This window comes from Streptomyces sp. NPDC002884 (genome assembly GCF_040295245.1).
Taxonomy (GTDB): domain Bacteria; phylum Actinomycetota; class Actinomycetes; order Streptomycetales; family Streptomycetaceae; genus Streptomyces.
On sequence record NZ_JBEOVB010000001.1, the window covers coordinates 100745 to 123228 of the forward strand.

18 protein-coding genes are annotated in these 22484 nt (G+C 70.4%); 2 read left to right on the forward strand and 16 right to left on the reverse strand.

The window, feature by feature from the left end; translation table 11 throughout:
- The first annotated feature begins 10 nt into the window (after positions 1 to 10).
- The gene (gene ileS / locus ABT070_RS00470) at positions 11 to 3178 is read left to right on the forward strand and encodes an isoleucine--tRNA ligase (RefSeq protein ID WP_351752574.1); all 3168 of its coding nucleotides are present in this window, start codon (positions 11 to 13) and stop codon (positions 3176 to 3178) included.
- Between the two features lie 217 nt (positions 3179 to 3395).
- On the opposite strand, the gene ABT070_RS00475 is transcribed toward ileS, so the two are convergent.
- From ABT070_RS00475 to rsmH, 16 genes are all read right to left on the reverse strand, one after another.
- Entirely contained in the window at positions 3396 to 4685 is a 1290-nt protein-coding gene (locus ABT070_RS00475; RefSeq protein ID WP_351752576.1) for a DivIVA domain-containing protein, read from the reverse strand.
- A gap of 52 nt (positions 4686 to 4737) precedes the next feature.
- Complete coding sequence (locus ABT070_RS00480; RefSeq protein WP_020129925.1) at positions 4738 to 5022, reverse strand: YggT family protein; 285 nt, start codon at positions 5020 to 5022, stop codon at positions 4738 to 4740.
- A gap of 62 nt (positions 5023 to 5084) precedes the next feature.
- Entirely contained in the window at positions 5085 to 5726 is a 642-nt protein-coding gene (locus tag ABT070_RS00485) for a cell division protein SepF (protein WP_351752579.1), read from the reverse strand.
- A 128-nt stretch (positions 5727 to 5854) separates the two neighbouring features.
- Complete coding sequence (locus tag ABT070_RS00490) at positions 5855 to 6574, reverse strand: YggS family pyridoxal phosphate-dependent enzyme (protein WP_351752581.1); 720 nt, start codon at positions 6572 to 6574, stop codon at positions 5855 to 5857.
- Positions 6575 to 6580: 6 nt separating this feature from the next.
- Positions 6581 to 7309 carry a peptidoglycan editing factor PgeF gene (gene pgeF / locus ABT070_RS00495; protein WP_351752584.1) on the reverse strand — a complete coding sequence of 243 codons (729 nt, stop codon included), beginning with the start codon at positions 7307 to 7309 and terminating at the stop codon, positions 6581 to 6583.
- The gene (ftsZ, locus tag ABT070_RS00500) at positions 7306 to 8502 is read right to left on the reverse strand and encodes a cell division protein FtsZ (protein ID WP_351752587.1); all 1197 of its coding nucleotides are present in this window, start codon (positions 8500 to 8502) and stop codon (positions 7306 to 7308) included. Before ftsZ ends, pgeF begins: the two co-directional genes overlap by 4 nt.
- A gap of 277 nt (positions 8503 to 8779) precedes the next feature.
- On the reverse strand, positions 8780 to 9574 hold the full coding sequence (locus ABT070_RS00505) for a cell division protein FtsQ/DivIB (protein WP_351752590.1): 795 nt from the start codon (positions 9572 to 9574) through the stop codon (positions 8780 to 8782).
- 143 nt (positions 9575 to 9717) lie between these two features.
- Positions 9718 to 10815, reverse strand: coding sequence for an undecaprenyldiphospho-muramoylpentapeptide beta-N-acetylglucosaminyltransferase (murG, locus tag ABT070_RS00510; protein WP_351752593.1), 1098 nt, complete (start codon positions 10813 to 10815; stop codon positions 9718 to 9720).
- Between the two features lie 6 nt (positions 10816 to 10821).
- Positions 10822 to 12186: a putative lipid II flippase FtsW gene (gene ftsW, locus ABT070_RS00515; protein ID WP_351752596.1), complete on the reverse strand. Its 1365-nt coding sequence runs from the start codon at positions 12184 to 12186 to the stop codon at positions 10822 to 10824.
- Positions 12187 to 12294: 108 nt separating this feature from the next.
- Complete coding sequence (murD, locus tag ABT070_RS00520; RefSeq protein ID WP_351752599.1) at positions 12295 to 13722, reverse strand: UDP-N-acetylmuramoyl-L-alanine--D-glutamate ligase; 1428 nt, start codon at positions 13720 to 13722, stop codon at positions 12295 to 12297.
- The gene (mraY, locus tag ABT070_RS00525) at positions 13704 to 14777 is read right to left on the reverse strand and encodes a phospho-N-acetylmuramoyl-pentapeptide-transferase (protein ID WP_351752602.1); all 1074 of its coding nucleotides are present in this window, start codon (positions 14775 to 14777) and stop codon (positions 13704 to 13706) included. Before mraY ends, murD begins: the two co-directional genes overlap by 19 nt.
- Positions 14774 to 16189: a UDP-N-acetylmuramoyl-tripeptide--D-alanyl-D-alanine ligase gene (locus ABT070_RS00530; protein WP_351752604.1), complete on the reverse strand. Its 1416-nt coding sequence runs from the start codon at positions 16187 to 16189 to the stop codon at positions 14774 to 14776. The genes mraY and ABT070_RS00530 overlap by 4 nt, the downstream gene beginning before the upstream one ends.
- Positions 16190 to 16193: 4 nt before the next feature.
- Positions 16194 to 17870, reverse strand: coding sequence for a UDP-N-acetylmuramoyl-L-alanyl-D-glutamate--2,6-diaminopimelate ligase (locus tag ABT070_RS00535; RefSeq protein WP_451099358.1), 1677 nt, complete (start codon positions 17868 to 17870; stop codon positions 16194 to 16196).
- Positions 17871 to 17941: 71 nt separating this feature from the next.
- Positions 17942 to 19909, reverse strand: coding sequence for a peptidoglycan D,D-transpeptidase FtsI family protein (locus ABT070_RS00540; RefSeq protein ID WP_351752608.1), 1968 nt, complete (start codon positions 19907 to 19909; stop codon positions 17942 to 17944).
- A gap of 5 nt (positions 19910 to 19914) precedes the next feature.
- Positions 19915 to 20460, reverse strand: coding sequence for a cell division protein FtsL (gene ftsL / locus ABT070_RS00545; protein WP_351752611.1), 546 nt, complete (start codon positions 20458 to 20460; stop codon positions 19915 to 19917).
- 45 nt (positions 20461 to 20505) lie between these two features.
- Positions 20506 to 21462: a 16S rRNA (cytosine(1402)-N(4))-methyltransferase RsmH gene (rsmH, locus tag ABT070_RS00550; RefSeq protein WP_351752614.1), complete on the reverse strand. Its 957-nt coding sequence runs from the start codon at positions 21460 to 21462 to the stop codon at positions 20506 to 20508.
- 261 nt (positions 21463 to 21723) lie between these two features.
- On the opposite strand from rsmH, the gene ABT070_RS00555 reads away from it, so the two are divergent.
- Entirely contained in the window at positions 21724 to 22332 is a 609-nt protein-coding gene (locus ABT070_RS00555) for a beta-class carbonic anhydrase (RefSeq protein WP_451099354.1), read from the forward strand.
- The last annotated feature ends 152 nt before the right edge of the window (positions 22333 to 22484 follow it).

Here is a 22484-nt window from a genome sequence, read left to right on the forward strand (position 1 = left end):
GGAAGGCAGTATGTCCGCCGGAGGAAGCTCGTTGAACACGCAGCCGCAGTACCGCCAGGTGCCCGCCCAGGTCGACCTGCCCGCCCTCGAGCACGCGGTGCTCGACTTCTGGCGCGAGCAGAAGATCTTCGCCAAGAGCCTGGAGCAGTCCGAGGGACGCCCCGAGTGGGTGTTCTACGAGGGCCCGCCCACCGCCAACGGCATGCCGGGCGCCCACCACATCGAGGCGCGCGTCTTCAAGGACGTCTTCCCCCGCTTCCGCACCATGCGCGGCTACCACGTGGCCCGCAAGGCCGGCTGGGACTGCCACGGCCTCCCGGTGGAGCTGGCGGTCGAGAAGGAGCTCGGCTTCTCCGGCAAGCAGGACATCGAGGCGTACGGCATCGCCGCCTTCAACGACAAGTGCCGCGAGTCCGTGCTCCGCCACACCGACGCGTTCTCCGAGCTGACGACGCGCATGGGTTACTGGGTCGACCTCGACGACGCCTACGTCACGATGGACCCCGAGTACATCGAGTCGGTCTGGTGGTCGCTGAAGGAGATCTTCAACAAGGGCCTGCTGGTCCAGGACCACCGCGTCGCCCCCTGGTGTCCGCGGTGCGGCACGGGTCTGTCCGACCACGAGCTGGCCCAGGGCTACGAGACGGTCGTCGACCCGTCCGTGTACGTCCGTTTCCCGCTCACCTCCGGTCCGCTCGCCGGCGAAGCCGCCCTCCTCGTCTGGACGACGACGCCCTGGACGCTGGTCTCTAACACGGCCGTGGCCGCGCACCCCGACGTCCCCTACGTCGTGGCGACCAACGGCGAGGAGAAGCTCGTCGTCGCCGAGCCGCTGGTCGCCAAGGCGCTCGGCGAGGGCTGGGAGACCACCGGCGAGACCTTCACCGGCGCCGAGATGGAGCGCTGGACCTATCAACGTCCGTTCGAGCTCGTGGAGTTCCCGGAGCCCGCCCACTACGTGGTGAACGCCGAGTACGTCACGACCGAGGACGGCACCGGTCTGGTCCACCAGTCCCCCGCCTTCGGTGAGGACGACCTCAAGGTCTGCCGCTCCTACGGTCTGCCCGTCGTCAACCCGGTCCGTCCGGACGGCACCTTCGAGGAGTCCGTCCCGATGGTCGGCGGCGTCTTCTTCAAGAAGGCGGACGAGAAGCTCACCGAGGACCTCCAGCAGCGCGGCCTCCTCTTCAAGCACATCCCGTACGAGCACAGCTACCCGCACTGCTGGCGCTGCCACACCGCGCTCCTCTACTACGCGCAGCCGTCCTGGTACATCCGCACCACGGCCGTCAAGGACCGCCTCCTCCAGGAGAACGAGAAGACCAACTGGTTCCCGGACACGGTCAAGCACGGCCGGTACGGCGACTGGCTGAACAACAACATCGACTGGGCACTCTCCCGCAACCGCTTCTGGGGCACCCCGCTGCCGATCTGGCGCTGCGAGGACGACCACCTCACGGTCGCCGGCTCCCGCGCGGAGCTGACCGAGCTCACCGGCACCGACCAGTCCGGGCTGGACCCGCACCGCCCGTACATCGACGCGGTCACCTTCGCCTGCCCCCAGGAGGGCTGCGGGCGGACGGCCACGCGCGTGCCGGAGGTCATCGACGCCTGGTACGACTCGGGTTCGATGCCGTTCGCGCAGTGGGGCTACCCGTACAAGAACAAGGACCTCTTCGAGTCCCGCTACCCGGCGCAGTTCATCAGCGAGGCCATCGACCAGACCCGCGGCTGGTTCTACACGCTGATGGCCGTCGGCACCCTGGTCTTCGACAAGTCGTCGTACGAGAACGTCGTCTGCCTCGGCCACATCCTCGCCGAGGACGGCCGCAAGATGTCCAAGCACCTGGGCAACATCCTTCAGCCGATCCCGCTGATGGACCAGCACGGCGCCGACGCGGTCCGCTGGTTCATGGCGGCCGGCGGTTCCCCCTGGGCGGCCCGCCGCGTGGGCCACAACACCATCCAGGAAGTCGTCCGCAAGACGCTCCTGACGTACTGGAACACGGTCGCCTTCCAGGCCCTGTACGCCCGTACGTCCGGCTGGGCGCCGAGCGAGGCCGACCCGGCCCCGGCCGACCGCCCGGTCCTGGACCGCTGGCTGCTCTCCGAACTCCACGCGCTCACCGACCAGGTGACGCAGGCTCTGGAGGCGTACGACACCCAGCGCGCCGGCAAGCTGCTCTCCGCGTTCGTCGACGACCTGTCCAACTGGTACGTCCGCCGCTCCCGCCGCCGCTTCTGGCAGGGCGACAAGGCCGCGCTGCGCACCCTGCACGAGGTCGTCGAGACGGTCACCCGGCTGATGGCCCCGCTGACGCCGTTCATCACCGAGCGCGTCTGGCAGGACCTCGTCGTTCCGGTCACCCCGGGCGCCCCGGACTCCGTCCACCTGTCCACCTGGCCGGAGGCCGACCTCACCGCGATCGACCCGGAGCTGTCGAAGCAGATGGTCCTGGTCCGCCGCCTGGTGGAGCTGGGCCGCGCCACGCGCGCGGAGTCGGGCGTGAAGACCCGCCAGCCCCTGAAGCGCGCCCTGATCGCCGCGAGCGGCTTCGACGCCCTCGACCGCGAGCTGCACGGCCAGATCACGGAGGAGCTCAACGTCGAGTCGCTGGCGTCCCTCTCCGAGGTCGGCGGCAGCCTGGTCGACACGACCGCCAAGGCCAACTTCCGCGCCCTGGGCAAGCGGTTCGGCAAGCGCGTCCAGGACGTGGCCAAGGCCGTCGCGAACGCCGACGCGGCCGCGCTCTCCCTCGCCCTGCGCGAGGGCACGGCCTCGGTGGAGGTCGACGGCGAGACGGTCACCCTGGCCCCCGACGAGGTCATCATCACGGAGACCCCGCGCGAGGGCTGGTCGGTCGCCTCCGACTCCGGCGCGACGGTCGCTCTGGACCTGGAGATCACCGAGGAGCTGCGCCGAGCGGGCCTGGCCCGGGACGCGATCCGGCTGATCCAGGAGGCCCGCAAGAACAGCGGCCTCGACGTCGCCGACCGCATCGCGCTCCGCTGGACCGCGACCGACCCGGCCACCGCCGACGCCCTGTCCGGTCACGCCGGCCTCATCGCCGACGAGGTCCTCGCCACGGACTTCGCCCGGGGTGAGGCGGACGACACGTACGGCACCCCGTTCACGGACGACGGTCTGACGCTGACGTTCCGCCTGCGCAAGGCGTAGGACATGTCCGCGAGGGCCCGGTTCCCCCGAGGGGGCCGGGCCCTCCGCATGTCCGGCGCACGGATCCCGGGGCTCACGTCGGAATCACCTCGGGCTCACAAGCCGGGGCGCGCGCCCGTGATCGCCGTCAACACGCGTAAAAAGGGCGGGACCCCGGATGGTGATCCGGGGTCCCGCCCTTTGAACGCTGCCGACGCCTAAGGCGTACTACAGGCCGTCAGTTGTCGTCCTCGTCGATGAGGAAGCCGCGCATCGGCGAGGGAGCCTGGCCCATCGGGGAGGGGCCCTGCGGCCGCACCGGCGCCATCGGCTGGGTCATCGCCGGGGACATCTGCTGCTGCCCGCCATAGGACGGACCGGCCGGGCCGGGAGCACCCATGCCCGGGTTGCCGCCGTAGGACGGAGCGCCGGCCGGAGCCATGGAAGGCGCCGGGGACGGCGGCAGCGAAGCCGTGGCCGGTGTGCGCGGCGGAGCGAGGGAGTCGTCGGCCTGGGTCTCCAGCTGACGCAGCTGCGACTCCAGGTAGGACTTCAGACGCGTCCGGTACTCGCGCTCGAAGCCACGCAGGTCCTCGACCTTGCGCTCCAGCGTGGCGCGGGCGGACTCCAGGGAGCCCATCGCGACGCGGTGCTTCTCCTGCGCGTCCCGCTCCAGGGCGTCGGCCTTGGCACGGGCGTCCCGCTCGAGACCCTCGGCACGCGAACGCGCCTCACCCACGATCTTGTTGGCCTCGGAACGGGCCTCGGCGATCGCCTGGTCGGCGGTCTGCTGGGCCAGCGAGAGGACACGGGCGGCGCTGTCGCCACCGGGGCCCTGACCGGGGCCGCCCATCGGACCGCCCATGGGGCCGCCCATCGGGCCACCCATCTGCTGCTGCATGGGGTTCTGGCCACCCATGGGGCCCTGGCCCATCGGACCCTGACCCATGGGGCCCTGGCCCATCGGACCCTGACCCATCGGACCCTGGCCCATGGGGCCTTGACCCATCGGACCCTGGCCCTGCGGACCACCCTGGCCGCCGCCGGGACCGGCGGGCAGCTGCGGCGCACCGCTCGGCAGCTGGGGCGGGCCACCCATGGGGCCACCCATCTGCTGCTGCGGCGGGCCCGATATTCCGGCGGGCACCGGTGCGCCCGGACCTCGCATGCCCTGCTGCGGCATGCCCTGCGGAGGCATCCCCTGCTGGGGCATGCCCTGTTGCTGCATACCGCCCTGCTGCATACCGCCTTGCTGCATGCCACCCTGCTGGGGCATACCGCCCTGCGGAGGCATGCCGCCCTGCTGCTGGTCCTGTTCGGGCGGCTTGCGCATGTTCTGCTGGTTCTGGGCAGCAGCGCGCGTGGCCGCGGCCAGTTTGGCCCGCAGGTCCTCGTTCTCACGAAGCAGGCGGGTCAGTTCGGCTTCGACCTCATCGAGGAAGGCATCGACCTCGTCCTCGTCATAGCCTTCTCGGAGGCGGACGGTCGTGAACTGCTTGTTCCGCACGTCCTCGGGGGTCAACGGCATCTCTTCACCTCAACGTAGTCGTCGGCATCGGCAAGACGGTAGTTCACATCGCTCACAGCCGGCTCACGATCGAGATCAGGATGTAGACGATGATCATCAGTACGAAGAAGGACAGGTCGAGCGCCACGCCCCCGAGACGCAACGGCGGGATTACCCGCCGCAGAAGCTTGAGCGGTGGATCGGTGACAGTGTAGGTGGCCTCCAGAACGACCACCATCGCCTTGCCGGGCTGCCATGAGCGGGCGAACTGGAAGACGTAGTCCATGACCAACCGAAAGATGAGCACGATGAGGAAGACCATCAGCGCGATGTAGACGACATCCAGGACCACGCTCATGTTCGGTGCTTCCCTCTCCCCTGTTCCGTGCTTCTCTGTACTGCTGCATCCGGTCCTGCGTCTCAGCTCTGGTTGAAGAACCCGCCCTCTGCGATGCGGGCCTTGTCCTCCGCCGTGACATCGACGTTAGCAGGCGACAACAGGAACACCTTCTGCGTCACCCGCTCGATGCTGCCGTGAAGACCAAACACCAAACCAGCCGCAAAGTCGACAAGTCGCTTTGCGTCTGTGTCATCCATCTCAGTCAGATTCATGATCACCGGGGTGCCCTCACGGAAGTGTTCCCCGATGGTACGGGCCTCGTTGTAGGTCCGGGGGTGGAGCGTGGTGATCCGGTACGGCTCTCGTTCCGACACGACCTTGGGCATGATCACCGGTGCGTTCTTCTCCAGGGACTGACGTTCTTGTGTGATGGATGCCACGGGCGCGATACGCGCCGGACGCCCGGATTCCGCGCCTAGCGAAGCGGAACGAGCCACCGGCTCACGCTGCGCCGGCGGCTGCACGATTCGCACCTCTTCGTCCCTTTGGGACTGATGTGCACCATGTGGCTGATGGGACGGCTCATGCCGCCGGTGGTCCCGCTCGGGCTCCGGGTCGAGCTCGGGTTCGAAGTCGTCGTCGGGGTCGAATCCCCGGCCGTCGTACCCATCGTCCTCCACGAGGCCGAGGTAGACCGCCATCTTGCGCATCGCGCCGGCCATTCTCTGAGTCCTCCGCTCTGTGGTGGATCGACTTTCAACTGCCAAGTCCCGCGATCCACGTGGCCCTTGTGTCCGCCCTTCGGCGGTAATGACCATATTTTCTGCTGTGGTCCGACTTCCTGGCGACGTTACCCGAGCCTGGGGCGGACTCCGAGTACCGCAGTGCCGACGCGTACATGTGTCGCTCCGGCCGCCACGGCCTCCTCGAGGTCCGCACTCATCCCTGCCGACACCATGTTCGCAGCAGGACGGGTCCGGCGCAGGTCAGTCGACAAATCCATCAACCGCCCGAAGGCCTCGCGTTGGCGCCCGGCGTACTCCCCGGTCAGGGGTGCGACGGTCATCAGTCCGTCAAGCCGCAGCCCCGGCGACCCGGCGACCAGAGCGGCCAACTCCTCGATACCGCCCGGGGCCACACCGCCCCGCTCACCCCGCTCGCTCGCCCCGGCGTCGAGCGCCACCTGAAGCAGACAGCCCACCTCGCGCCCGGCCCGCACAGCCTCCTTCGACAGGGCCGTCACCAGCCTGGCCCGGTCGACGGACTGCACCACGTCCGCGTAACCGACCACGGAACGCACCTTGTTGGTCTGCAGCTGGCCGACGAAATGCCACCGCAGCGGCAGCCCGGCGCACTCGGCCGCCTTGGGCGCCGCGTCCTGGTCCTTGTTCTCGGCGACATGGCGCACACCGAGCTCCGACAGGAGCCGCACATCGCTCGCCGGGTAGGTCTTGGTGACCACGATCAGGGTCACCTCCTCCCGCTCGCGGCCCGCGGCCGCGCACGCGGCGGCGATCCGCTCCTCCACCTTCGCCAGGTTTGCGGCGAGTTCACGCTTACGGTCAGTCATGCCCCATCAGTCCAGCCAGACATATCCCGCGAGTCGCCCCGTGGAGCGGTCGCGGCGATACGAGAAGTGATCGTTCGACTCCCGTGTGCACACCGGCGAACGTTCCCGGTCGTGCACCCCGAGCCGGTCGAGCTGTGCGTGCACCCCCGCGATCACGTCGACGGAGGGAGTGCCCCAGCTCGTCTCAGCGCTCGCCGCCGGCTCGACGGCGGCCACCTCGGCGCGCATCGCCTCCGGCACTTCGTAGCACCGCCCGCACACGGCGGGACCGGTGCGGGCGACGATCCGGGAGGGCTCGGCACCGAGCGACAGCATCGCGTCGATCGCGGCGGGCACGATCCCCTTGACCATGCCGGGCCGCCCGGCGTGGGCGGCGGCGGCCACCCCGGCGACGGGGTCGGCGAGCAGTACGGGCACGCAGTCCGCCGTCAGGACGGCGAGGGCGAGTCCACGGGTCGCGGTCACCAGACCGTCGACCGGCGGGGTGAGCGGGGTGGTCCACGGTCCGGCGACCTCGGCGACGTCGTCGCCGTGCACCTGGTTCATCCAGACGACCAGGCCGGGGTCCAGACCCAGCGACTTGGCCGCCAGTTCACGATTGGCGCGTACGGCGTCGGGGTCGTCGCCGACCGCTCCGCCGAGATTGAGCTCCTCATACGGAGCGGCGCTCACCCCGCCCCACCGGTCGGTGAAGGCGAAGTGGGCGCCGCTCACGCTCTCGCGCTGTCCTATCACTTCAGGAAGTCCGGCACGTCCAGCTCCTCGGCCGCGCTGTCCGAGTAGGACCGCGACGGCGGCACCGGCGGCGAGACCGGGAGGTCGGCCACCGGCTCGGGCGCCGGCTGCGGGTCCTCCTTGGGGGTCACGCTGCCGAGCGAGCCGAAGGACGGCCGGCTCTCGGTCTGCCGTACCGGAGTGGGCTCCTCGCGGCGTGCCGAGGACGAGGACGACCCCATGACGGTCTCCCGGCGCGCCGGGGGCTGGCCCCCGTCGAAGCCGGCCGCGATGACGGTGACCCGTACCTCGTCGCCGAGGGCGTCGTCGATGACCGCGCCGAAGATGATGTTGGCTTCGGGGTGCGCGGCCTCGCTGACCAGCTGGGCGGCCTCGTTGATCTCGAACAGACCGAGGTCGGAGCCGCCGGAGATGGAGAGCAGGACGCCCCGGGCGCCGTCGATGGAGGCCTCCAGGAGCGGCGAGGAGATCGCCATCTCGGCGGCGGCCACCGCGCGGTCGTCGCCGCGGGCCGAGCCGATGCCCATGAGGGCCGAACCGGCCTCGGACATGACCGACTTGACGTCGGCGAAGTCGAGGTTGATCAGACCGGGGGTGGTGATGAGGTCGGTGATGCCCTGGACACCGGAGAGCAGGACCTGGTCTGCCGACTTGAAGGCGTCGAGGACCGAGACCTGGCGGTCCGAGATGGACAGCAGTCGGTCGTTGGGGATGACGATGAGGGTGTCGACCTCTTCGCGGAGTTCGGCGATGCCGTCCTCCGCCTGGTTGGCGCGGCGCCGGCCCTCGAAGGTGAACGGGCGGGTGACCACGCCGATGGTGAGGGCGCCGAGGTTGCGTGCGATGTTGGCCACGACGGGCGCGCCGCCGGTGCCGGTGCCACCGCCTTCGCCGGCCGTCACGAAGACCATGTCGGCCCCCTTGAGGACCTCCTCGATCTCCTCGCGGTGGTCCTCTGCCGCCTTGCGGCCCACGGCCGGGTTGGCGCCGGCGCCGAGTCCGCGCGTGAGTTCACGGCCGACGTCGAGCTTGACGTCGGCGTCGCTCATCAACAGCGCCTGCGCGTCGGTGTTGATGGCGATGAACTCGACGCCCTTGAGACCGACCTCGATCATCCGGTTGATGGCATTGACACCACCGCCGCCGACACCGATGACTTTGATGACTGCGAGGTAGTTCTGCGGTGCTGCCACGTCGAAGGCCTCTCGCCTCGAGTTACGTGTCGTCGCCTCGCAGGTGATGCGATCCGACGACTGATGCCGAATGGGACGGTCCGTTTCGCCGACCCGAACCCTAACGCTGAAGTTTAGGGTTACCAGTGTGTCCGTTCCTTGGAGTCTTCTGAACAGGACACTAAGTCGACAAGTGGCGCCCGTTCAACGAACACGCCGAACCTCCCGTTTTTCTTTTCACCCTATGTGATCAGCCGTGTCGCTGCCCAACCAGGGTGCTGGCCTGCGCGGATGTGCGTCAACTCCCCGCTGACGCAGGGGCGGTGGGGGCGCTGACATCGAAGTGCCGCGCAGCCGGGGCGGCTTTCATGAGAGCGGTGAGTGTACGGCCCTTCGCCGCCGCTTTCTCGGCACTTCCCCACGCGACCGTGCGGCCGCCGCTCAGCTGCAGCGAGATGTCGTCGTAGGAACGGACCTTGACGGCCCGGGTGGCCCGCGCGACGGCGGGGGGCAGGGAACCGGCGGCCTTCACCGCCTCCCTGACCAGCCGGGCCTCGCCGAAACGGCGCAGGCTCGCGGCGGCCGAACGCGACGAGGAGACGGCCATTTCCAGCAGCGGGACGCCTTTGGGGGCCTCGGAAACCGTGGCGAAACGGACGCCTTCGTCGTCCACTTCCACGAATTTCGCCCCCTTTCGCACCAGCAGCACGGGTGTACGCTCTGTCACTTTCAGGCCGATTCCGTGGGGCCACGAACGGTCCACGTCGACCGAGTGGATCCGGGGCAGTTCGGTACGCAGCCGGGCCTCGATCGCGTCGATGTCGACCGAGACCAACGGCGATCCGACCGGTACCGCGGCGGCTTCGCGCACCTGCTGCGGTGTCAGCACCTTCGTGCCGGACACGGAGACGCGCTCCACGCGCAGCCACTGCGAGCCGTACAGCACCCAGCCGGTACCGGCGCCGAGGAGCACGACGGCCAGCGCGAGAACGATGATCCTACGAAGCCGGCGCGGCCCCAACCACCGGACGAGGGGCGGGCCGGACGACTCCTGCTGGCGTGCACCGCGCTCGGCGGTGGCGGATCCGGCCACGCTCACTCCCTTTCCTGGCCCGGTTCGCCTCCGGGGCGCCGGAGCCGGTGTCGAGGGCCCGGCCGTGCTCAGCCCTTCGGGCCTCCGCTCCCTCGGCCTCTCGACACCGACGCACCCCTTCGGCTCACTCGCCGATGCGTTTCCTAACGGCGTGCACGGGAGGCGGCGATCGCCTCGTACACCATGCCGACGAGCAGCTCGTCGGCGTCCCGGCGGCCGAACTCGCTGGCGGCGCGGGACATCTCGTACAGCCGGTGCGGGTCGGCGAGGACGGGCAGGACGGTCTCCCGGACCCACTCGGGGGTCAGTTCCGCGTCGTCGACCAGCAGTCCGCCGCCCGCCTTGACCACCGGCTGGGCGTTCAGCCGCTGTTCGCCGTTGCCGATGGGCAGCGGGACGTAGGCGGCCGGGAGCCCGACGGCGGAGAGTTCGGCGACGGTCATCGCGCCCGCGCGGCAGAGCATCATGTCGGCAGCGGCGTACGCGAGGTCCATCCGGTCCACGTACGGTACCGGGATGTAGGGGGGCATCCCCGGCATCTGCTGCACCTGCGGCAGTTCGTTCTTCGGGCCGACCGCGTGCAGGATCTGGATGCCGGCCTGCTGGAGCCAGGGGGCGACCTGCTGGACGACCTCGTTGAGGCGGCGGGCGCCCTGCGAACCGCCGGAGACCAGCAGGGTGGGCAGGTTGGGGTCGAGCCCGAACAGCGCGCGGGCCTCGGGGCGCACGGCGGCGCGGTCCAGGGTCGCGATGGAGCGGCGCAGCGGGATGCCGATGTAGCGGGCGTCCCGGAGCTTGCTGTCGGGCGTGGAGACGGCGACCCGGGCCGCGTAGCGCGAGCCGATCTTGTTGGCCAGGCCGGGGCGCGCGTTCGCCTCGTGGACGACGATCGGGACGCCGAGGCGCTTGGCGGCCAGGTAGCCGGGCAGCGCCACGTAGCCGCCGAAGCCGACGACGGCGTCCGCCTTGGTGCGCTCCAGGATCTGCTCGGCGGCCTTGATCGTGCCGCGCAGCCGGCCCGGGACGGTGATCAGTTCAGGGGTGGGCTTGCGCGGCAGCGGCACGGCGGGGATCAGCGCGAGGTCGTAGCCCCGTTGCGGAACGAGCGTGGTCTCCAGGCCGCGCTCCGTGCCCAGGGCCGTGATCCCCACAGTGGGGTCCTGCCTGCGCAGGGCGTCCGCGAGGGCGAGCGCGGGCTCGATGTGGCCGGCGGTCCCCCCACCAGCGAGTACGACATGCACCGAAATTCACCGCTCTCCGGACGGACGCGCCGCCGAGGCACGCCGTCTCATCGTGTTCCATCTGCGGGGGCTCCGGTCGAACGCGGAGCCCCCGGCCCCCCGCTTTCTACCAAAGCGGGGGTGCCGCATCGCAAGCGCCGCCCGCGCACCGGGCTCGTCGCGTGCGAAAGCGATCAGCAGCCCGATGGCGAACATGGTCGGCAGCAGGGCGGAACCCCCGTAGGAGAACAGCGGGAGCGGGACGCCGGCGATCGGCAGCAGGCCGAGCACCGCACCGATGTTGATCACCGCCTGAGCGGTGATCCAGGTGGTCACGCCTCCCGCGGCATACCTCACGAAGGGGTCCTCCGTGCGTCCGGCCACGCGGATACCCGCATAGCCTAGAGCCGCGAACAGGGCGAGTACCGACAGCGTCCCCGCGAGACCCAGTTCCTCACCGGTGACGGCGAAGATGAAGTCGGTGTGGGCTTCGGGCAGTTGGCCCCATTTCTCCACACTCGCACCGAGTCCCGAGCCGAAGATCCCGCCGGAGGCCAGGGCGTAGATGCCGTGCACGGCCTGCCAGCAGGCGTCGCCGGGGCCGGGGTCGGTCGCACCGATGCACTGAAGCCGGGCCATCCGGTTCGGGCTGGTCTTGATGAGGATCACACCGAGGGTGGCGGCGATCGACAGCACCCCGACGAAGAGCCGGGTGGGCGCCCCCGCGAGCCACAGCAGCCCGAACAGGATCGCCGTCAGGATGATCGCCGTGCCCATGTCGCCGCCGAGCATGATCAGCCCGAGCAGCATGAACGCGACCGGCACCAGCGGCACCAGCATGTGCTTCCACTGCGCGAGCAGTTTCCGGTCCTGTTTGCGGGCGAGCAGATCGGCGCCCCACAGCACCAGCGCGAGCTTGCCGAACTCGCTGGGCTGGATCTGGAAGGAGCCGCCGAGCGAGATCCAGTTCTGGTTGCCGTTGACCGACATCCCTATCCCCGGCACCTGCACCAGAGCCATCATGAAGACGGCGCCCGCGAGGATGGGATAGGCGAGTCCCCGGTGCAGTTTCACCGGCATCCGGGAGGCGACCAGCAGCAGCGCGCCCCCGATGGAGGCGGCCAGGAACTGTTTGCGGAAGAAGAACGATCCCGGCAACGACATCTGCAGCGCGGTGATCTGCGAGGCCGAGTAGACCATCACGAGGCCCAGGACGGTGATCAGCAGGCTTCCGCCGAAGATCAGGTAGTACGCGGTCAGCGGCCGGTCCCAGGCCTTCTGCGCACGCGTGTAGAGCCGCCGTACGGGGTTGTCGCGGAGCGGGCGGGAGGATGCCGCGGGTCTGCGGACGGTCCGCTGGACAGGCGGACGCCCGGTACGGCTACCGGGCATCGGCTGCTCCCCGGTGCGCGGCGCAACAGCTGTGCTCGGCTGCCGTGCCGTACGTCGGCCGTGACGGTCCCACGCGTCCCTCCCAAGGTCGCCCGGCAGGCGGCCGGGTCAGGTTCCGAGTTCGCCAACCGCCTGGGCGAACATGTCACCGCGCTGGTTGTAGTTGACGAACATGTCCATGGAGGCGCAGGCCGGGGCGAGGAGCACCGTGTCGCCTTCCGCGGCGAGGCGCCGGGCTTCCCGGACAGCCGCGAGCATCGCCCCAGTGTCCGTCCGGTCGAGGTCGACGACGGGTACTTCCGGGGCGTGTCGCGCCAGGGCTTCGCGGATCAGGGCGCGATCGGCGCCGATGAGCACCGCCGCGCGAAGCCGCTTCGCCGACTTGGCGACCAGCTCGTCGAAGGTGGCGCCCTTCGCCAGTCCGCCCGCGATCCAGACGATCGATTCGTAGGCCGCCAACGAGGCTTGCGCCGCGTGCGTGTTGGTCGCCTTGGAGTCGTCGACGTACGCGACGCCGTCCACGTCCGCCACGTGGGCGATGCGGTGGGCGTCCGGCGTGAAGGCCCGCAGGCCGTCCCGCACGGCCTTGGCGGGCACCCCGAAGGCGCGGGCGAGGGCCGCCGCGGCAAGGGCGTTGGCGATGTTGTGCGGGGCGGGCGGGTCGACGTCGGAGACCTCGGCGAGCTCTTGCGCGTTCTGCTGCCGGTTCTCGACGAAGGCGCGGTCGACCAGGATGCCGTCCACGACGCCGAGTTGGGACGGCGCGGGGGCGCCGAGCGTGAAGCCGACGGCCCGGCAGCCCTCCTCGACGTCCGCTTCCCGCACCAGGTCCTCGGTGGCCCCGTCGGCGACGTTGTAGACGCAGGCGACCTGATTGCCCTCGTAGACGCGGCCCTTGTCCTTGGCGTACGCCTCCATGGAGCCGTGCCAGTCGAGGTGGTCGGGGGCGAGGTTCAGGACGGTGGCCGAGTGGGCGCGCAGGGAGGGCGCCCAGTGCAGCTGGTAGCTGGAGAGCTCCACGGCGAGGACGTCGTACGGCTCCTCGCCGAGGACGGCGTCCAGCAGCGAGACACCGATGTTGCCGACGGCCGCCGTGCGCAGACCGGCCGCCTTCAGGATCGACGCCAGCATCTGGGTGGTGGTCGTCTTGCCGTTGGTACCGGTGACGCACAGCCAGGGCGCGGCCTTCCGGCCGTCCAGTTCCCTGAGCCGCCAGGCGAGTTCGACGTCGCCCCAGACCGGTACACCGGCCTCGTGGGCCGCCGTGAACAGGGGCTTGTCGGGCTTCCAGCCGGGTGCGGTGACGATGAGTTCGGTGCCCTCGGGCAGGGTCGCCCCGTCACCGAGGCGCACGGTGACGCCCAGCGCCTCCAGCTCGGCGGCCTGCTCACGGGCGCGGGCGTCGTCGCCGTCGTTGACGACGGTGACCTTCGCGCCGAGCCCGTGCAGCACCTTGGCCGCCGGGATGCCGGAGACGCCGAGCCCGGCGACGGTGACGTTCTTCCCCTGCCAGTCGGTCACTTGTCCGCTGCCCATCCCGCGTAGAAGATGCCCAGTCCGACGATCACACAGATGCCCTGGATGATCCAGAAACGGACCACCACCAGGACTTCGGACCAGCCCTTGAGTTCGAAGTGGTGCTGCAGTGGCGCCATCCGGAAGACGCGCTTGCCGGTGAGCTTGAAGGAGCCGACCTGGATGACCACCGACATGGTGATCAGCACGAACAGGCCGCCCAGCAGGGCGATCAGCAGCTCGGTGCGGGAGCAGATCGCGAGACCCGCGAGCACGCCGCCGAGCGCCAGCGAACCGGTGTCGCCCATGAAGATCTTGGCCGGCGAGGTGTTCCACCACAGGAAGCCGAGGCAGGCGCCCATCAGCGCGGAGGCGATGACCGCGAGGTCCAGCGGATCGCGTACCTCGTAACAGGCGCTGGGGTTGGTCAGGGTCTCGCCGTTGGCGCAGGACTCCTGGAACTGCCAGACACCGATGAACGTGTAGGCGCCGAAGACGAGGACGGAGGCGCCGGTGGCGAGGCCGTCCAGACCGTCCGTCAGGTTCACGCCGTTGGACATCGCGAGGATCATGAACAGCGCCCAGACGACGAACAGCACCGGGCCGATCGTCCAGCCGAAGTCCGTGATGAACGACAGCTTGGTGGAGGCCGGGGTGTTGCCGCGCGAGTCGGAGAACTGGAGCGAGAGCACCGCGAAGGCGATACCGACGATCAGCTGGCCGGCCATCTTCGCCTTGGCCCGCAGGCCCAGCGAGCGCCGCTTGACGATCTTGATGTAGTCGTCCAGGAAGCCGACCAGGCCCATGCCGCACATCAGGCCCAGCACCAGCAGACCGGAGTAGGTCGGGGGCTTGCCCGTGATGACCTTGGACAGGAAGTACGCGGCGACCGTCGCGAAGATGAAGGCGATGCCGCCCATGGTCGGCGTACCGCGCTTGCTGGCGTGCTCGCGCGGGCCGTCGTCGCGGATGTACTGGCCGTAGCCCTTGCGCGCCAGCAGCTTGATCAGCAGCGGCGTACCGCCCAGCGTCAGGAAGAGGCCGATCACACCCGCGAAGAGGATCTGATTCATCATCGGGCGGAGACCTCACCCTCGGTGCCGGTCGCGAGCAGCGCCTGCGCGACACTCTCGAGGCCGACCGAACGGGACGCCTTCACGAGCACGACGTCCCCCGGGCGCAACTCGCTGCGCAACAGGTCGACCGCCGCCTGTGCGTCGGACACGTGCACCGACTCCTCACCCCACGAACCCTCGTTATATGCGCCCAGTTGCAGCCAGGCGGCTTCCCTGCCCCCGACCGCGACGAGCTTGCCGACATTGAGCCGGACGGCGAGCCGTCCGACCGCGTCGTGCTCGACGAGCGCCTCGTCCCCGAGCTCGGCCATCTTGCCGAGCACCGCCCACGTCCGGCCCCCCTTGCCCATGGCCGCGAGCGCGCGCAGAGCGGCTCGCATGGACTCGGGGTTCGCGTTGTAGGCGTCGTTGACGATCGTCACGCCGTCCGGGCGCTCGGTGACCTCCATCCGCCAGCGGGAGAGGGAGCCCGCCTCGGAGAGCGCGGTGGCGATCTCTTCCGCGGACATGCCCAGCTCATGGGCGACGGCGGCCGCTGCGAGCGCGTTCGACACGTGGTGCTCACCGTACAGGCGCATGGTCACATCGCTGCACCCGGAGGGTGTGTGAAGGCTGAAGGCGGGCTGTCCGCTGTCCGTGAGTCGCACGTTCTCGGCCCGAACGTCCGCTTCGCCGGACTCTCCGAAAAAGACCACCTTCGCCTTCGTACGGGAGGCCATGGCCCGCACCAACGGGTCGTCGGCGTTGAGGATCGCGGCGCCGCCCGCACCGGCCGGCGGCAGGCTCTCGACGAGCTCGCCCTTTGCCTGTGCGATCTGTTCACGGCCGCCGAACTCACCGATGTGCGCGGTGCCGACGTTGAGCACGAGGCCGATCTTCGGGGGCGTCAGATCGGCGAGGTAGCGGATGTGGCCGATCCCGCGGGCGCCCATCTCGAGCACGAGGAACTTCGTCTCCTCGGTCGCGGACAGGGCGGTCAGGGGCAGCCCGATCTCGTTGTTGAGCGAGCCCGGTGTGAAGACGGTGGGCGCCTTGCGCCGCAGCACCTGCGCGATGAGGTCCTTGGTGCTGGTCTTGCCGGCCGAGCCGGTGAGCGCGACGAGGGTCGCGCCGAGCTTCTGCACGACGTGCCGGGCGAGGGCGCCCAGGGCCGTCTGGACGTCGTCCACGACGATCGCGGGGACGCCGACGGGGCGCGAGGCCAGTACGGCCGCCGCGCCCGCCTCGACGACCGCGGCCGCGTAGTCGTGGCCGTCCACGCGTTCGCCGACGAAGGCGACGAAGAGGCTGCCGGGCACCACTTCCCGGGAGTCCCGGACGACCGGTCCGGTGACTTCCGCGGACGGATCCGGTATGTCGTACGTCTGCCCGCCGACGACTGCTGCGATCTCGGCGAGGGAGAGGGCGATCACAAGTTCATCCCTGGGTCTGCTGGATAGCTTCGCGAAGCACCTGGCGGTCGTCGAACGGACGGACCACCCCGGCGATGTCCTGGCCCTGCTCGTGGCCCTTGCCCGCGACCAGCACGGTGTCCCCGGCGTGCGCGCGGGCCACGACCGCGGAGATCGCGGCGGCCCGGTCCTCGAACAGCAGGACGTCACCGCGCTCGTGCGCGGGCACGGACGCCGCGCCCTGGAGCATCGTCGCGAGGATCGCGAGCGGGTCCTCGGAGCGGGGGTTGTCGGAGGTCAGTACGGCGGTGTCGGCGAGCCGGGCCACGGCGGCGCCCATCGGGACGCGCTTGGTGCGGTCCCGGTCACCGCCGCAGCCGAGGACGACGTGCAACCGGCCCTTGGTGACCTTGCGCAGCGCCTTCAGGACCGACTCGACGGCGTCCGTCTTGTGGGCGTAGTCGACGACCGCGAGGAAGGCCTGCCCGGCGTCCACCCGCTCCAGCCGGCCCGGCACGCCCGGCACCGCGGCGACGCCGTCGGCGGCGGTCCGCGGGTCGATGCCGGCGACCGCGAGGGAGACGATCGCGGCGAGGGTGTTCGCGACGTTGAAGGAACCCGGCAGCGGCGCCCTGGCGGCGACCCGCACCCCGTCCGGGCCCACCACGGTGAACGTCGAGTCCATCGGACCGATCTCGACGTCGACCGCGCGCCAGTCGGCGTCCGGGTGGCCCTCGGCGGAGAAGCTGACGACCGGGACCTCGGCCTCCCGGATCAGCCGGCGGCCGTACTCGTCGTCGAAGTTGACCACGCCGAGTTTGCTGCGTTTCCGCGTGAACAGCTGCGCCTTGGCCTGGAAGTAGTCCTCCATGCCGGAGTGGAACTCCATGTGCTCCGGGCTGAGGTTGTTGAAGACGGCGATGTCGAAGACACAGCCGTCGACCCGGCCGAGGACCAGGGCGTGGCTGGAAACCTCCATGGCGACCGCCTCGACACCGCGCTCGCGCATGACCGCGAACAGCGCCTGGAGGTCGGTGGCTTCGGGGGTGGTGCGCTCGGACTTGATCCGCTCGTCGCCGATGCGCATCTCGACGGTGCCGATCAGCCCGGTGGACCTGACCGGCTTGAGGCCGCCCTCGATGAGATACGCGGTGGTGGTCTTGCCGGAGGTGCCGGTGATACCGATCTGGAGCAGGTCGCGGCCCGGGGCGCCGTAGATCGTGGCAGCCAGACCGCCCATCCGCGCGCGCGGGTCGTCGGCCACCAGGACCGGCAGGCCGGTCGCGGCGGCGCGTTCCGCGCCGGTGGGGTCGGTCAGGACGGCGACCGCGCCCAGGCCGGCGGCCTGGGTGACGAAGTCGGCGCCGTGCAGGCGGGCGCCCGGCAGGGCGGCGTACAGGTCGCCGGGGCGGACCGCGCGCGAGTCGTGGGTGATGCCCGTGACCTCGACGGCGGCGCTCTCCGGCTGCTCGGCACCCAGCTGATCGGCGAGCTCCGCAAGGGGTGTGGCGGAGACCTGGGCCGGTCGCGGCGGTCCCGGATATGTCACGGAAGCGCCCTTCTGGGTGGTTTGGGACTGATCAGCGTGTGGCACGGCGGTGAGCGTACCGGGCGCACCCGCCTGCGGGCGAAGCGAGGGCGGGGCCGCGGACGACGGTGCGGGCGGTGCGGGCTTCCCGGGCTCGGGAGTGATCATGGTCACGGGCTGGTTCCTGGCTTGTTCGGCGCTGAACAGTGACGGGACGGGGGTCGGAGGCGGGCGGGGCGGGACGGTCAGGGGGTGAAGGTGACCGGGAGGCTCGCGGCCTTGGCGCCGGTCGGTGGGATCTGGAGGGTCTTCAGGGCGAACTCCATGACCTGCTTGAAGACGGGACCGCAGATCTGGCCGCCGAAGTAGCTGCCCTTGGTGGCGTTCTGGATGGCGCAGTACACGGTGACCCGGGGGTTGTCGGCGGGCGCGAACCCGGCGAACGACGAGGTGTATCCCTTGTAGGTGCCGGTGGCCGGGTCCACCCGGTTGGCGGTACCGGTCTTGCCCGCGACGCGGTAGCCGGGGATACGCGCCTTGGCGCCCGTACCCTCCTCGTCGTCCACGACCGACTCCAGCATCCGGGCGAGGGTCTTCGCCGTCTTCTGGCTGACGACGCGGGACTTCGCGGGCGCCTCGGCGGGGCTGAAGCGCCCGTCCGGGCCCTTGGTGCCGCGCACCAGGGTGGGCTCTACGCGGACCCCGCCGTTGGCGATCGTCGAGTACACGGAGGCCGCCTGGAGCGCGTTGAGGGACATGCCCTGCCCGAAGGGGATCGTGTACTGCTGCGAGGTCGACCACTTGCCGGGCTGGGCCAGGATGCCCTTAGTCTCGCCGGGGAAGCCGAGCCCGGTCTGGCTGCCGATGCCGAACTTGCGCAGGTACGAGTAGAGCACCTGGTTGGCCTGGGCCTGCGTCTTGCCGAGCTGGCCGGTGGCCAGGATGGTGCCGATGTTGCTGGACTTGGCGAGCACGCCGTTGAGCGTGAGGGACCAGGTGGGGTGGTCGATGTCGTCCTGGAAGAGCCGGTCGCCGCGGTGCAGCCGGTTGGGCACGGTGACATGCGTCAGCGGTGTGGCGGCGTTCTCCTCCAGCACGGCGGCCATCGACATGACCTTGGCCGTGGAGCCGGGTTCGTAGGCGTCCTGGACGGAGGCGTTGCCCATGTCCGCGGAGTCGGCCTGCGCGAGGTCGCCCGGGTCGAAGCCGGGCGAGTTGGCCATGGCGAGGATCTCGCCGGTGCGGTTGTCCTGGACGATGACGTAGCCGCGGTCCGCCTCGGACTCCTCCACCTGCTCGGTGATGGCGTTCTGCGCGGCCCACTGGATGTCCCGGTCGATCGTCAGCTCGACGTCGGAACCGGGCACCGCCGGGGTCTCGGTGGAGCCCACGGTGGGCACCTGGCGGCCGCCGGACTGGGCGTAACGGATCTTGCCGTCCTCGCCGGCCAGGGTCGACTCCAGCTGCTGCTCGACCCCGCCGCCGCCCTTGCCGTCGGCGTTGACCCAGCCCAGTATCCCGGCGGCGAGGTTCCCGTTGGGGTACACGCGCTTGCTGCTGGGAACGGAGAAGACGCCGGCGAGGACGTTGACGGTGGAACCGTCCGTCTCCGCCTTGGTGGACAGGGCGGACCTCAGATCCTTGATCTGCTTCCAGACCTGCGGGGTCTGCCGGCCGGCCAGCTTGACGTAGCGCAGGCCCGCGTCCTTCGGCCGCAGCTTCTTGACGAGCGCGGACTGCTCCTGGCCGAGGATCGGCGCGAGGAGGGCGGCCGCCTGTTCGGGGGCGTCGCCGATCTTCAGCTGGCCGCGCGTGAACATCGTGGGGTCGGCCGTGATGTCGTAGGCGTCCACGCTGGTCGCGAAGGCCACGCCGGCGCGGTCGGTGATCTCGCCGCGCTCGGCGGCCAGCACCTGGCCGACGTACCGGTTCTGCTCGGCCTTGGCGGTGTAGGCGCTCGCGTCGACGGCCTGCACCTGGAGGAGACGGACGACGAAGGCGATCAGCACCAGGGCCAGCGCGAGGCCGACCATCCGCAGTCGGGGGCGCGGGTTGCCGAGCCGGATGGCACGCGCGGCCGCCGGGCGGGCGGGGGGTGCGGTCGGGCGGCGGGCGGGACGGGCGCCGGGGCCCGGGCGCCGCTGGGCGGACACGGGGCGGGAGGGCCGGGCGGGGCCGGGCACGCGCCGGCGCGGCGGTTCCCTGTCGGACACTTCCGTCACCTGCCGGGGGTCTCGGGGATGGCTTCGGTCGGGGCGGCGCTCGGGGCCGGGGGCTCACTCGGCTCGGAAGGGGTGCTCGGCGTGGGCGCCGCGGGGGACGGCGGCGCCTGGATCGTCCGGGAGAGCGGGAGGGCCTCCGGCGGCCGTACGGCGGCGGGCGCGTCCTCCAGGGACTGCTGGGCGGCGGGCGAGGGGACGCCCTTCACTGTGCCGTCGGGATTCAGGAAGGCCGGGTCCCCGCCGGGGACCATGCCGAGTTCACGCGCGCGGCGCTGGAGGGCGTCGGGGGCGGAGTAGGAGTCGATGTCCCGCTGGAGCGCCTGCTGCTCGTCGGTGAGGCTCTTGGTGTCCTTCTGGAGATCGTCCATCTTGAACGAGCCCTCGCTGAGCGCGGAGTTCAGCACGAGCAGTCCGATGAGACCGCCGCCCAGGAGGAGGACGACGAGGAGGACGAACGGGGTACGGGCCGCCTGCCGCGGGCCGGCCGGGAAAAGCCGTGCGAGCCGGGCAGCCCTCCCCTTCAGTTCGGGTTTCCTACTCACTCGGCCTCCCCCGGGTCGGAATTCCGAACCCTCGGCTCACGCCCGTCATTCGATGGACTCCCTGATCCGCTCGGCCCCGCGCAGGCGCGCCGGGGCGGCGCGCCGGTTCTCGGTGACCTCTTCCTCGGTGGGAAGTTCGGCACCGCGGGTGAGCAGCTTGAGCCGGGGCTGATAACGCTCGGGGACGACCGGCAGCCCGGGCGGCGCGGTGTTGGCGGCGCCGGCCGCGAACACCTGCTTCACGAGCCGGTCTTCGAGCGAGTGGTACGACAGGACGGCGATCCGACCGCCCACGTCGATCGCCTCCACCGCCGCCGGGATCGCCCGCTCCAGGACGGAGAGTTCGCCGTTGACCTCGATGCGCAGCGCCTGGAAGGTGCGCTTGGCGGGATTGCCGCCGGTGCGCTTGACGGCCTGGGGAAGGGCGTTGCGAATCAGCTCGACGAGCCGCGCGCTGTTGGTGAAGGGCTCCTTGTCGCGCTCGCGCACCACCGCGGAGACGATCCGCTTGGCCTGCTTCTCCTCGCCGTACGCCCGCAGGATCCGCACCAGTTCACCGGGCGGGTAGGTGTTGAGGACCTCGGCGGCGCTGACGCCGGTCGTCTGGTCCATCCGCATGTCGAGCGGGGCGTCCTGGGCGTAGGCGAAGCCGCGGTCGGCCTCGTCGAGTTGCATGGAGGAGACGCCGAGGTCGAACAGGACGCCCTGCACGCGCGCGATGCCGAGCCGGTCCAGCACCTCGGGCAGCTCGTCGTAGACGGCGTGCACGAGGGTGGCGCGGTCGCCGAACGGGGCGAGGCGCTCGCCGGACAGGCGCAGCGCCTCCTTGTCACGGTCGAGGGCGACGAGGCGGGCCTCGGGGAACCGGGTCAGCAGGGCCTCGCTGTGGCCGCCGAGGCCGAGCGTGCAGTCGACGACCACCGAGCCCGGCCGCTGGAGGGCGGGGGCCAACAGGTCCAGGCACCGCTGGAGCATCACCGGGACGTGTCGACTGTGACTCAAGGGGCCCTCTCAGATCCGGCGGGTGTACGCAGCGCCGGGTCCCCGCCCCCTGAGGAAGGGAAGGCCTGCCGGCGCCGCGGGGAGATCTCCGGCGGCCGGGCCGGGGTCTCACGGGTTCAGTCCAGCAGGGAGATCGTCGCCTCCCGCTTCGCGTCACTTTAGTCCACGGTGTCTCGCGGTCAATCAACCGGCCTGCGCGGCGCGGCCCGACGGGAGCCCTCCCCCCGCCTCCTCTGTGGCTTACCTCACAAAGAGCACGTGATGACACTCTTTTTCCGTTCTCACAGCAGGCCCGGAACGCACGTGACCAGTACCGTCATAGGTATGACGACCTCTGCATCGGTTCCCGCACGGCCCGCAGGTGCCATAACCGACGGCACCGTCACCGACCGCCTCGTCGAGGCGAACGAGCGGTACGCGGCCGCCTTCTCCGACCCCGGCATGGACGCCCGCCCCGTCCTGCACGTCGCGGTCGTGGCCTGCATGGACGCCCGTCTCGACCTGCACGCGGCGCTCGGTCTCGAACTCGGCGACTGCCACACGATCCGTAACGCCGGCGGCGTGGTCACCGACGACGTGATCCGCTCGCTCACCATCAGCCAGCGCAAGCTGGGCACGCGCAGCGTCGTGCTCATCCACCACACCGGCTGCGGCCTCGAGGCGATCACCGAGGACTTCCGCACCGAGCTGGAGATGGAGGTCGGCCAGCGTCCGGCCTGGGCGGTGGAGGCCTTCCGGGACGTCGACCAGGACGTACGGCAGTCGATGCAGCGGGTGCGCACCTCTCCGTTCCTGCTGCACGCCGATGACGTGCGCGGCTTCGTGTTCGACGTGAAGACGGGCCTGCTGCGCGAGATCGACCCCGCGTAAGCGCCTCCGCGGCCCTGTGCGACCGTTCACCGACGCCGTCGTTCGCTGTCGTTTCGCTGTTGATTTCCGTGCCTCGGACGCCCAAATAGTCATAACACCGACATATCGCGGACAGTTGTCCACAGGCGAGTGACACGAATCGGTAACGGCAG